The organism is Pseudomonas sp. P39-UII1 (assembly GCF_039672635.1).
GTDB lineage: Bacteria > Pseudomonadota > Gammaproteobacteria > Pseudomonadales > Pseudomonadaceae > Aquipseudomonas.
Map to the genome: position 1 here is coordinate 246083 of NZ_JBDFPP010000004.1, position 12061 is coordinate 258143.

At 61.2% G+C, this 12061-nt stretch carries 12 protein-coding genes; 3 read left to right on the plus strand and 9 right to left on the minus strand.

The features are described 5' to 3' along the window. The first annotated feature begins 78 nt into the window (after positions 1–78). Positions 79–411 carry an antibiotic biosynthesis monooxygenase gene (locus tag ABEH27_RS08180; RefSeq protein ID WP_346613074.1) on the plus strand — a complete coding sequence of 111 codons (333 nt, stop codon included), beginning with the start codon at positions 79–81 and terminating at the stop codon, positions 409–411. A 255-nt stretch (positions 412–666) separates the two neighbouring features. On the opposite strand, the gene ABEH27_RS08185 is transcribed toward ABEH27_RS08180, so the two are convergent. Genes ABEH27_RS08185 through ABEH27_RS08195 form a run of 3 tightly spaced genes read right to left on the minus strand, consistent with a single transcriptional unit; the run spans position 667 to position 3198 of the window. Continuing rightward, positions 667–1251, minus strand: coding sequence for an isochorismatase family protein (locus tag ABEH27_RS08185; protein ID WP_346613075.1), 585 nt, complete (start codon positions 1249–1251; stop codon positions 667–669). Positions 1252–1288: 37 nt separating this feature from the next. Next, positions 1289–2125, minus strand: coding sequence for a pirin family protein (locus tag ABEH27_RS08190; RefSeq protein WP_346613076.1), 837 nt, complete (start codon positions 2123–2125; stop codon positions 1289–1291). 11 nt (positions 2126–2136) lie between these two features. Next, positions 2137–3198 carry an alkene reductase gene (locus ABEH27_RS08195; RefSeq protein WP_346613077.1) on the minus strand — a complete coding sequence of 354 codons (1062 nt, stop codon included), beginning with the start codon at positions 3196–3198 and terminating at the stop codon, positions 2137–2139. Between the two features lie 99 nt (positions 3199–3297). Between ABEH27_RS08195 and ABEH27_RS08200 the strand changes: the two genes are divergently transcribed. After that, on the plus strand, positions 3298–4179 hold the full coding sequence (locus tag ABEH27_RS08200) for a LysR family transcriptional regulator (RefSeq protein ID WP_346613078.1): 882 nt from the start codon (positions 3298–3300) through the stop codon (positions 4177–4179). A gap of 60 nt (positions 4180–4239) precedes the next feature. On the opposite strand, the gene ABEH27_RS08205 is transcribed toward ABEH27_RS08200, so the two are convergent. From ABEH27_RS08205 to araD1, 4 genes are all read right to left on the minus strand, one after another. After that, positions 4240–5826, minus strand: coding sequence for an aldehyde dehydrogenase (NADP(+)) (locus tag ABEH27_RS08205; protein WP_346613079.1), 1587 nt, complete (start codon positions 5824–5826; stop codon positions 4240–4242). 28 nt (positions 5827–5854) lie between these two features. Next, positions 5855–7408, minus strand: coding sequence for an altronate dehydratase family protein (locus ABEH27_RS08210; protein ID WP_346613080.1), 1554 nt, complete (start codon positions 7406–7408; stop codon positions 5855–5857). A 27-nt stretch (positions 7409–7435) separates the two neighbouring features. Beyond that, the gene (locus ABEH27_RS08215; protein ID WP_346613081.1) at positions 7436–8755 is read right to left on the minus strand and encodes an MFS transporter; all 1320 of its coding nucleotides are present in this window, start codon (positions 8753–8755) and stop codon (positions 7436–7438) included. A 63-nt stretch (positions 8756–8818) separates the two neighbouring features. Further along, the gene (araD1, locus tag ABEH27_RS08220) at positions 8819–9817 is read right to left on the minus strand and encodes an AraD1 family protein (protein ID WP_346613082.1); all 999 of its coding nucleotides are present in this window, start codon (positions 9815–9817) and stop codon (positions 8819–8821) included. Positions 9818–9928: 111 nt separating this feature from the next. On the opposite strand from araD1, the gene ABEH27_RS08225 reads away from it, so the two are divergent. Beyond that, positions 9929–10846, plus strand: a complete 918-nt coding sequence (locus ABEH27_RS08225; RefSeq protein ID WP_346613083.1) for a LysR family transcriptional regulator — start codon at positions 9929–9931, stop codon at positions 10844–10846. A gap of 146 nt (positions 10847–10992) precedes the next feature. Here ABEH27_RS08225 and ABEH27_RS08230 read toward each other — a convergent pair whose 3' ends face one another. Both ABEH27_RS08230 and ABEH27_RS08235 read right to left on the minus strand, forming a co-directional pair. Then, positions 10993–11619, minus strand: a complete 627-nt coding sequence (locus ABEH27_RS08230) for an RraA family protein (protein WP_346613084.1) — start codon at positions 11617–11619, stop codon at positions 10993–10995. Further along, the gene (locus ABEH27_RS08235) at positions 11616–12005 is read right to left on the minus strand and encodes a RidA family protein (protein WP_346613085.1); all 390 of its coding nucleotides are present in this window, start codon (positions 12003–12005) and stop codon (positions 11616–11618) included. Before ABEH27_RS08235 ends, ABEH27_RS08230 begins: the two co-directional genes overlap by 4 nt. Positions 12006–12061 lie beyond the last annotated feature (56 nt).

Consider the following 12061-nt stretch of genomic DNA (forward strand, 5'->3'; position numbering starts at 1 on the left):
CCGTTCGCATATCGAAAGAAATAACTAGAGCGCTTTGAACAACTCGTCATCCAAGAAGCCGGCGACAAGGAATATCTCATGGCAAAAATTGAGGAAAACGACATATTCACCCAGGTCGTACGCTTTGATGTAACCGCCGACAAGCAGCTAGTGCTGATTGAAGCCATTGCGGCCGAGGTTGAGCGATGGGTGCGATACAGGCCGGGCTTCGTCTCCTCAACCTTCCATGCAAGTCTCGATGGGAAGGCGGTACTCAACTACGCGCAATGGGAGAGCGAAGATGACTTTGAAGGTTTTACTCAGGACTCTGAAACCGCGCGATTGCGAAAAGCCGTCACCGATGTCGACCCCTCTCTAAACCCGCACGCCATGCAGTGCCGGGTGGTTAGAAGCATCGACAGGGCGTCGTAACAACGGAAGTTCGTGCGGTGAGAACAGCTGCTACGAAGCGAACCGCCGCAGCACGCGGTGGTTCAATCAGCCGATAACGCGATCCCAAGTATTACAGCCACTTGCCAGAGCGCTGGCCAAATGCGTCGCAAGCGGTCGAGCACGTTGTTCTTGAGCGCTTGGCTGACAGCCTTGGTGGGTGGTGATGAGTGTGAGGTCCGCTGCGGTGAGAAAGAAGTACCCCGCGCCTTGCGGGGTACTGTGACTGGGGCTCACTCAGCCGCTGAACGACTCCATGAGCACCTGTACCAACTGACCGCCTTCAGGCGTTGCCCAGCTCCCGGCCAGTTCGGCAATCAGCTGGTTGGTGGTGGTCAGCGTTACCCCAGCCTTGTCCATCCGGCGCAGCGCGATGTCATCAGCCATTGCGGTTGGCGACGCGCCCGCGTCGGCGACAACCTGTACTTCGAAGCCGTCACGGACCAGCGAAAGTGCCGGGTAGACGGTGCAGACATCATTGGTTACGCCGGCAATGATGAGCTTCTTGCGACCAGTGGCTTTGACGGCTGCGGCAAAATGTTCATCGTCCATCGCGTTGACGATGCCCAGGCGCTTGATGCGCCCCGCGAACTCGGCCGGGAGGATTTCTTCCAGTTCACTCAGCAACGGCCCTTGCGCATGCTCCTCCATGCTGGAGGTGAGCACGACCGGCAGCTTGAGAATACGCGCCGCCTTGGCGAGCATCAGGGCATTGCGTTTGAGCTCATCGAAGGGCATGGATTTGGCCCAGCCCATGGTGCCAACCTGATGATCGATCAGCAGCAGAGCAGCGTTGTCAGCATTGAAATTTTCGTGAGTCATGATGATCTTCTCGCTAAGTAGGGGAACGGTTGTTGGCTCATTGGCTGTGCAGGCTGCCGAACAACCCGCGTTGGTAGCGCTGCACGGCTTCGCCCAGGGCACCGGGTGACGCCAGCGCCATTGGGCCTTGCCAATGAATGGGCTGGTTCAGCGGCGTACCTGAAAAAACCACTGCCTTTGCGGCGCCGTTTTCTGCCTGCATCGTGATAACCCTCCTTTGCCCTTGGGGCAGATTTACTGGGGCCTTTGGATCAAGCGGACTGAACGGCTGACCCTCCACAGCGACCTCACCATCAATCGGCACGACGAACGCGACATGCCCGACAGGGATTGGAATTTCTACCTCGCTGCCCGCTTCCAGCAGGATGTCCAATAATCGGACATCGGTGGGTAACGAAAGGGGGGAGGCGATCTCGCCGAAGGCCCCAAGGGGGACACGAATCTTCACTCCCGGCAGGCGTACAACGGGTACATCGCGTGCTTCCAGGCTGAAGGCATGGGGAGCCTGCGCCTGTTTGTCCTCCGGCAGATTGATGAAGATTTGCAGCATGTGCACGGTCTTGCCGGGCTCCGCTGGTACCTCTTCATGCACCACGCCGCTACCCGCCGCCGTCCAGTGCAGGCCACCGGGATGAATCAAATTGCGATTGCCCAGTGAGTCCCGGTTATCGATCCCCGTTTCTGAATCCAGAAACAGGTATGACACTGCGGAGAAACCCGCATGCGGATGCGGTGGGAAGGTCGGTCCGCTGATCCAGGCATGATCCACGCCCAGAAACGGATCAATTGGTTTCGCAAACTGATCGCCACGAAGGCTGAACGCTCGGAACTGGCTTCCGTGATTCATACGCTGCAGGCGTGCGGTGGGTAGCATGGTGGCGCTCCTCAGGCCCCTTGGGTCAGGGATGGGTAATCGATGTAGCCCTCTGCGCCAGGCGCATAGAAGGTGTTTTTATCCGGGGCGTTGAGCTCGGCACCGACGCGCAGACGCTCTGGCAAGTCCGGGTTGGCGAGGAACGCACCACCAAATACGGCTGCATCCGCTTTGCCGCCGGAAATAAGCGCCTCGGCGCTTTCTTTGTTCAGGCCACTGCCGATCAGGTAGCTGCCATTGAAGTGCGGACGCAGTGCACTGTGGTAGTCGAACTCGGCACCAAACAGGGCGACGTGCAGGTAGGCGAGGTCGAACGGCCGCAGGTGCTTTACCAGGTAGGTGTAGGTCTCTTGCGGATTGGCATCGACGATATCGTTGAAGTTCATTTCCGGAGAAATCTTGATACCCACGCGATCGCCGCCCACTTCCTCGACTATCGCGGCAAGCACTTCGAGAACGAAGCGAACGCGGTTTTCAACTGAACCCCCGTATTCGTCTTCGCGCTGGTTGCTGCCGCTGGACAGGAACTGTTCCGGCAAATAACCCGACGCTGCATGCAACTCCACACCGTCGAAGCCAGCCTCGATGGCCCGGCGAGCAGCCTGGCGGTAACCTTCAACGACGCCGGCAATTTCGACGATGCTCAGTGCATGCGGGATGACGAAGTCCTGCAGGCCGGTAGCGGTATAGGTTTGGCCCGCGGCCTTGATGGCTGATGGTGCCTGTGGCTGGGCGCCGTCGATCAATGACGGGTGAGAAACACGGCCGCAGTGCATCAGTTGCATGAAGATACGGCCGCCACGGGCGTGAACGGCTTCAGCGACCTTTTTCCACGCTGCTACCTGCTCATCGATTTCAATACCCGGGGTCCGTACATAACCTTTGCCAAGCGCAACCGGGAAAACACCTTCGGAGATGATCAGACCAGCACTGGCGCGTTGCTCATAGTAGGTGGTGACGAGATCGGAAGGAACGCCAGCATCGTCTGCACGTGAACGCGTCATGGGGGCCATGACCATGCGGTTGGACAGCGTGTAACGGCCTACTTGGACTTCGGAAAAAAGAGAGTTCATTACAGTGCTCCTTTGCGGTGATGGGGTTATCATCATTCAATCCGTTGTCGGGATAAATCCGGCAAAATTGAAATGACTGATCCATTTTTGGAGCAATGCTTGGAATACCTGAACGACATGGCTCTGTTCGTCGAGGTCGTGAAGATGCGCAGCTTTCGGGGCGCAGCGGAGTCCATGAACATGCCAAGCTCGACGCTTTCAAGGCGTATCACCAGCCTGGAGAAGCAGATAGGGTTGCGCCTGCTGCATCGCACCACGCGCAAGATTGAGCTGACAGAGGCCGGCCAACTTTACTTTGATCGGTGCAAACGCATTGTCGACGAAGCGAGGCTGGCGCATGAGCAGCTGGGTGAGTTGCTCGCAAGGCCAAGCGGCCTGTTGCGCGCCTCGTTGCCAGTGGACTTCGCCAACATCTACCTGGCGCCGTTGATTGCGGATTTCGCAAGACTGTATCCAGGCATCACCTTTGACTTCGATCTCACACCACGGCAGGTCGATTTGGTCAGTGACCCCGTGGATGTCGTGATTCGGATGGGCGAGCCGGCCAATTCCAACTTGATTGCGCGGAAACTGGCCACCTTGCAACGCGGCCTCTACGCCTCACCTCAATACCTGGGTGTTTCCGGTGTGCCCCACGACCCAGCGGAGCTTGTGCATCACGAATGCCTGCGGATGTCAGGGGCGAGCTCGGACAAGTGGACCCTGACCAGCGAGGGTGCGGTCGAGCAGGTTCAGGTAGGTGGCCGCTTTGAGCTGAACAGTGTGGGGATGTTGCGACGACTTGCCTCGCTGGACCTTGGCATCGCACTCCTGCCTGCCGGTATCGCTGCGCCAGATGTCGAGGCAGGGGTTTTGCAACGGGTATTGCCGAAGTGGCAAGCGACACCGGTACCCGTGTACGCATTGACAGAAACCCGACTGCTTCCCGCGAAAACCCAGCGCTTTATCGAGTATCTGCGAGATCAGCTGGAGCGGCCTTGATGACGAAGACCGGGGCGCCCGCGAAGCGGGAGGGCCCCGATCGTTGCGCGTGGTGCCAAGTCAATCCGCCAGGCTTGAACGCAGCATTTCACCGTCGACCAAACGACTGATACCCAGCGGATTGGCGTTTTGCAGCGCTGGGGGGAGGAGCGCATCCGGGTAGTTCTGAAAGCATACCGGACGCAGGAAACGGTCGATCGCCAGGGCACCGACGGAGGTGCCGCGAGCATCCGAGGTAGCCGGGTAGGGCCCGCCATGCACCATGGCGTCGCACACCTCGACACCGGTTGGATAACCATTGAGCAGCACCCGACCGACCTTTTCCTGTAGCAATTGGCTCAGCCAACCATAGCCGACCAGTTCCTCGGCTTGGCCAATCAACGTAGCGGTCAGTTGCCCGCGCAATGCCTGCACCGCCGTAGCCAGTTGCGCTTGGTCCTCGATCTCGATGATGACCGTGGCCGGCCCGAACACTTCTTCCTGCAGCAATGGATCGCCGCCCAACAATAGGCTGACATCCGCCTTGAACAACTGCGGCTGCGCTTGACGCTCACCTTGCACGGCACCCGCCAAGTGGGTCACGCCTGGGTGGTTGTACAGTTGCTCAAGGCCATGGCGATAGCTGGCCAGTGTGCCTTGGTTGAGCATGGTCTGCGCCGGTTGCTCGGCTATCTGACCCTTGAACACTTCGATGAAGTCAGTGAATGCCGCAGAGCCCATACCGATGATCAAACCGGGATTGGTGCAGAACTGCCCGCACCCCATCGTCACCGAGGCCGCCAACTCACGCGCCACCTGCTCGCCCCGCGCCTGCAACGCTTCAGGCAGCAGGATAACCGGGTTGATGCTGGACATTTCGGCAAACACCGGGATCGGTTGAGCGCGCTCTGCAGCCATGCGGCTCAGCGCATTTCCGCCCTTGAGCGAGCCAGTAAACCCCACCGCCTGAATTGCCGGATGCTTGACCAACCACTCGCCGACACCGCCGCCATAGATCATGTTGAACACCCCGGCCGGCATGCCGGTGCGGATCGCGGCACGCAGGATCGCGTCGGCCACCGCCTCGGCGGTGGCCATGTGGCCACTGTGCGCCTTGAATACTACCGGGCAGCCTGCGGCCAGCGCCGCAGCGGTGTCACCACCGGCAGTGGAGAACGCCAGGGGGAAGTTGCTGGCGCCAAATACCGCCACCGGGCCGACGCCGATCCGATACTGGCGCAGGTCAGGGCGGGGCATGGGTTGGCGCTCCGGCAGCGCGCGATCGATCCGCGCACCGTAGAAGTCGCCTCGGCGCAACACCTTGGCGAACAGGCGCAGCTGGCCGCTGGTACGGCTGCGTTCGCCCTGGATACGCCCGCCAGGCAGGGCAGTCTCGCGGCACACCGTGGTGATGAAGTCATCGCCCAGGGCATCGAGTTCGTCAGCGATGGCCTCGAGAAACGCTGCGCGCTGCTCGGCGGGCAGGTTGCGGTAGGGCTGGAAGGCGGACGCTGCAGCGACGCAGGCGGCGTGAACCTCAGCCTCGGTGGCCTGGCTGAATACGCCTGGCAACGGCTCGCCGGTAGTGGCATCGAGGCTGGTTAGCAGGGTGTTGCTTTGCGCCGAGCGCTGGCCGGCGATGTAGTTGTGACCAAGAATTCGGGTCATGCGGGCTCCGGTTATGAAGGCTGGGGGATCAGGTAATGGCGCCGATCTGCCATGGCACGAACTCATTCTGGCCGTAGCCATGCTGTTCGCTCTTGCTGCGTTCGCCCGAGGCAATGCTCAGCATCATTCGGTAGATGTGTTCACCACGCTCTTCGATGGTCATGCTGCCGTCGGCAATGCCGCCGCAGTTGACGTCCATGTCCTCTTCCTGGGTTTCCCAAAGGCGGGTGTTGGTCGCCAGCTTGATCGACGGCGAGGGCGCGCAGCCATAAGCCGAGCCGCGCCCTGTGGTAAAGGCGATCAGGTTGGCGCCGCCGGCGACCTGGCCGGTGGCAGAGATTGGGTCGTATCCGGGCGTGTCCATGAACACCAGGCCGTGGGCGTGCACTGGTTCGGCGTACTCGTATACATCGATCAGGTCACTGGAGCCGGCCTTGGCCACGGCACCCAGGGACTTTTCCAGGATGGTGGTGAGGCCGCCGGCCTTGTTGCCCGCCGACGGGTTGTTGTTCAGTTCGGCGCCCATCCGCTGGCAATAGGCTTCCCACCACTGGATGCGGGCGATCAGCTTCTCGCCCACCTGCTGGCTGACCGCGCGGCGTGTCAGCAGGTGTTCGGCGCCGTAGATTTCCGGGGTTTCCGAGAGAATTGCGGTGCCGCCGGCCGCCACCAGGCGGTCGACCGCATTGCCAAGCGCCGGGTTGGCGGTGATACCCGAATAGCCGTCCGAGCCCCCGCACTGCAGGCCGACCGTGAGGTGGCGGACGCTGACCGGCTGGCGTTCGACCTGATTGGCTTCGGCCAGCAGCGACTTGACCTGGGCGATCCCGCTGGCAATGGTCTTCGAGGTGCCGCCAGTACCTTGGATGGTGAACGTGCGCAGTGCATGGCTGCTTTGCAGGCCCTGGGCCGCCAGCAGGTCGGGGATCTGATTGGTTTCGCAGCCCAGGCCGATCAACAGCACCGAAGCGAAGTTGGCATGCACGGCATAGCCGCCAAGGGTACGGCGCAGCATGGCAAGTGCCTCGCCACCGGGGTCGACTGCGCAACCGACGCCGTGGGTCAGGGCGACCACGCCATCGACGTTAGGGTAGGGCGCCAACGCCTCGGGGTGGATGTCACGGCGAAAGTGGTCGGCGATAGCCCGCGCCACCGTGGCCGAGCAGTTCACCGAAGTGAGGATGCCGATATAGTTGCGCGTGGCGACCCGGCCATCGGCGCGCACTATACCCATGAAGGTATCGTCATCGGGCGCCTGCTGCCCCTTGGCGTCGACGCCAAAGGCGTAGTCGCGGGCAAAGTCGCCCATCGCCAGATTATGCACGTGCACATGTTCGCCAGCCCGGATGGCCTGACTGGCAAAGCCGATGATTTGCCCATAGCGGCGCAGGGGTTCGCCTGCCTTGATATCGCGGCCTGCGACTTTGTGGCCGGCTGGAATCGGTTGGCGCACCGTGATGCCTTCGTCCAGCAAGAGGCCTTCGGTCAGGGGCTGGCGAGCAACGAGGACATCGTCCAGCGGGTTGAGCCGGATCACGGCGTTGGCAGCGCTTGCACTGCCTGTTGTTGTAATGAGTTGCATGACATTCACCTCAATGGGGCGCCTGGCTCAGGCCAGCCCGCGCTCGCGATAGTCGATCAGGCCAGAAAACAGCATCAGGCCGAAGGCCATGACCACGAAGAAGATCAGGGCCAGGAAATAGGAACCGGTGAACTGCACGATCAGGCCGATCAGGATCGGCACCAGCACGCCGACCATGTTGCCGCAGAAGTTCATGCTGCCGCCCAGCACCCCGGCCTTGGACTTACCGCCCAGAATGGCTGGCAGACACCAGTACATACCGCACCAACGGATGAAGAACAGCGCCACGCAGAGCAGGGCGATGACCAGGCCGGCATCCGGCGTGTAGGCCACCAGCAGGATGCACAGTGCGGCGACCGCGGCGGAGCCGGCGAACATGCTGCGCATCACAGTATTCGGTTTACCGCCGCTGGCTTTCCATTTGTCGGAGACCCAGCCGCCGATCAGCTCGCCAACGAAGCCACACATGAAGATCAGGAAGGTCGCCCCGCCCATGGCCTTGATGTCGAGGTTATGCGCTTGGTGCAGGTAGCTCGGCATCCAGGTCAGCAGGCCGTAGAACACGCTGTTGTAGCAGGCGTAGCCGGCGAACATGCACAGCACAGAGCGGCTTTTGAGTAATTCCTTGAGTACGGCCTTACGGTTGCCGTTGCCCTTGCTCGCGGTATCGTTGGCCTGGGTGATGTAAGCCAATTCAGCGGCATTGACGTGCGGATGTTCGCTGGGGTGGTTGCGGATGTACCACCAGGCCCAGATACCGGCGGCCACTGTGCCGACCCCAGCGACGATAAAGGCGATGCGCCAAGAGTCGAACCAGGTGATCAGGCCGGCGATGATAATTGCGCCGAATGCAGTGCCCAGCGGCGCGCCTCCGTCGACCAGAGTGGCACCGCGGCCACGCTCGTTGGGCGTCAGCCAGGCGCCGTTGAGCTTGGCGCCAGCGGGCATGATTGGCGACTCTGCCACGCCCAGGCCAATGCGCGTGACCAGCAACGTGATCCAGTTATGGGCAAACCCGCCCAAGGCCTGGAATGCGCCCCAGCCGATGGTTGCGACGCCAATGATATTGCGCACCTGGAAGCGATCGAGCAGCACCCCTGCAGGAATCTGCATCAAGGCGTATGACCAGAAGAACGCGCTGAGGATCAAGCCTTCAAGCGCAGGCGTCAGCTCGAATTCGGCGGAAATCATCGGCAGTGCTACCGACAGCGAAGCGCGGTCGATGTAGTTGATCGCCGCCAGCAACAGCAGGATCAGGAAGATGCGCCAACGCACAGTGGTCGGCTTGGCGTTATCGGTCATCGCCAAAGCAGGCGCGGGAGCTGCAGGGGAAGGGCTGTTGTTCATGCTCATCTCACTTTTGTGATTGTTATGAAATGCAGCGGCGGCGCGGCCCTGGCCGCCGTCGGGTCAGAGCGTCTTCACCGCGCCGGGTGCGATGGCCGCAGGCGTCTTGCTGATGCCGTTTCGCAGGGGGGCGCCGAACTCCGCCAGGCTGATTTCGAACACATCGCCCTCGACGGCCTTGACCTGGTCGGCAAACGACAGCGTCGCGGTGCCGAAGAAGTGAATGTGCACATCACCGGGGCGCAAAAACTGGCTGTACTTGAAATGGTGGTACTCCAGATTCTCCAACGAGTGGCACATGTTGTCCTCACCGCTAAGAAAATCCTTTTCCCATATCACCTGGTCACCGCGCAGTATTCGGCTGGTGCCCTGCAGATGGCGTGGCAACTCGCCGACACGCAGTTCGGGACCGAATGAGCAATTACGCAGTTTGGAGTGCGCCAGGTACAGGTAACTACGCCGCTCCATCACGTGGTCGGAAAACTCGTTGCCGATGGCAAAGCCCAGCCGGTAAGGCAGGCCGTCATCACCGATCACATACAGGCCAGCCAGTTCCGGTTCTTCACCCGCATCCTCGGCAAAGGCGGGGGGCTGCAAGGCTTGCCCTGGGCGGACGACGATCGAACCATCGCCCTTGTAGAACCACTCTGGCTGCGCGCCGGCACTGCCTGCTGGGGGGCGGCCACCCTCAATCCCCCATTGGAACATGCGCGCGGTGTCGGTGAGCGCCGCCCCGTCGGCGATTTTCTGCTGGTGCATCTTGTCGCGGGTAGAGGCACTGCCCAGGTGCGTGAGCCCGGTACCGCTGATCAAGCAGTGTGCTGGGTCTTCATGATCGAGCGGCGGCAGCACTCGGCACTCGTTCAAGGCATCGCTGTAGCGCTGGTCGGTGCTGTCCAGACCGCGTTCGAGCACTTGCGCGGCGAGGCTGCGCTGGTTGCGGATGGCTGCAAGGGCCAGTTCCCGCAGGTGCGTGGTGTCGCGCACAACCTGAATCAGGTCGCCTTCGACGACGCCGACGTGGCGCTGGGAGGGTGCGGTTTCGAATTGGATCAGGCGCATGCTGGCTCCGGGTTGTTGTTGTGGGGAAGCACGTGCCAGCCACTTTAAATATCCCTGCCATTGGTGCCTAATGAGAGCTGTTGACCCCGTGATAACTTTTAGTGATCCCCTATGCTGCCACCCTTGAGCTTCATGGCTTCGCGCCTGCGCCTACGTCAGTTGCGGCTGCTGATCAGCCTCGACGAGCTGGGTTCGATCCACAAGGCCGCCGAGGCCATGTCGATTACCCAGCCCGGGGCGACCAAGGCGCTGAACGAGATCGAGTCGACGCTGGGCGCGGTGCTGTTCGAACGGACCAGCAAAGGCCTTGAAGCCAATGACCTGGGCCGTTGCGTGGTGCGCTATGCACGCTTGATTGGTAACGACCTTGCGCATCTGCGTGAGGAGATGCTGGGCATTCTCCAGGGGCATGGGGGACGTTTGTCGGTGGGCACCATCATGGGCGCCGTGCCGATCATGGTGGAAGGCCTGGCGCGTTTGCGCGAGAACCAACCGGACCTATCGGTATCGGTGGTAGAGGACACCAGTGACCGCTTGCTCAACCTGCTCGACCAAGGGCGCGTGGATGTGGTGATTTGCCGAACCAGCGTCAGCTCAAGGCCTACAGCCTATGAGAGCCGGGTTAAACATCAGGAGCAGTTGGTGCTGGTGGCAAACCCGGCGCATCCGCTGGCGGCCTGCGCAGAGTTGACGCTTGAGCAGTTGGCGCAATCGCGCTGGGTGGTGTTCCCGGTAAACATGCCTATGCGTCTGACCCTTGAGCGGGAGTTTCGCGAGGCCGGCTTGAGCTTCCCGCAATACCCCATCGAGACTTCGTCGACTTTCACGACCCTGTCCATGCTCATGCAAGATCGTGATCTGCTCGCGGTGATGCCGTGGGATGTCGCCAGGATGGCCCTGGACCACGGCATGCTGGTGCGTTTACCGCTGCAACTGAAGTCGCGGAGCGAGCCCTACGAGGTCGTGACCCGGGTTGGTGTCGAGTTGAGTAAGCCTGCACAAATGCTCGTAGACATTCTGACGGCCTAACCCTTTCGAGCGCCTGAATACACCGCCTGTAGCGCTCGCGGCGTGTTCTTCGGCCGGCTGTATGCCCCTCCTGGGCGCTGGCCTCCCATCGGCCATGGCGGCTTCATGATTGACAACCTAGCGCTGGAACCCGCAGTGCGGCGGGTCTAGTCGTTTCCAGTACTTGTAATCAGCACCTCGTAGAGCGGTTCACCATCGCGCAGCCGCGCCAGTAAATCGGGCTCAGTAAGATCGGCATGCAGCGCTTTGTCTATTACGGTTGCCAGCTCTCCTGCTGGCAAGATGAGCACACCGTTGTCATCGGCCAACACAAGGTCGCCTGGATTCACCGTAACACCAGCGCAGTTCACTGCTACATTCACCTGGCTTGCGGCGCTTGCGATCAGCTTGGTAGTCAGCTGCGTGGTGCCGCGGGCGAAGACCGGTAATTGGCAGGCACGCAGTTCGTTGATGTCGGTAACTACGCCATCAACGATGATGCCGGCTGCACCTGCGCAGCGAGCCGCGAACTGCGTGACGGCGCCAACGCAAGCGTGGGCATGGTCACCCGCCATGTCGATCACCAGAGCGTCGCCTGGCTGCAGGGAGACCAGGGCGCGATTGACTGCGATGGCATCCGGCTGTGCAAGCCGCAACGTCACTGCCCGGCCGACAATGCGTCCGCCCGGTACCATTGCGCGGATCTCATGGCTGACGAACCCTCGTTCGAGGAAGTGGCCCAGTGTGGCGAAGCTGACTTCTCGCAGCTTTGCGATCAGATCGTTGTCGGTCATTGCCCACGCTCCATGTCGACCAGCTCGGCTATACAGTCGATTTCCAGGCTCACGCCCCACAACTGCACGCAGACGGTTGTACGAGCGGGTGGTGCATGGCCAAGGATTTCCTTGTACACCTCATTGAAGGGCACCAGTTGATCGGGGTCTGTCAGGTAGGCGTTGACCTTGACGATGTGGGACAGGCTGGAGCCCGCCGCTTCGAGGATCGCGGCAAGGTTGGCGAAGGTCTGCCTGACCTGGTCTTTGAAATTGTCGGGCTGCTCTTCCAGGCTGCCCAGTGATGGGATCTGGCCGGCGGTGAACACCAAGTGGCCGCTGACCACGGCTTGGGAATACGGGCCTACCGGGCTGATAGTGCCAGGGGCGCTGTGGATGCGTTGCATTGAGAACTCCTTGGAGCGAAAGAGTGCCACCGGCTCGCCGGCAGCACTGGGTCAGA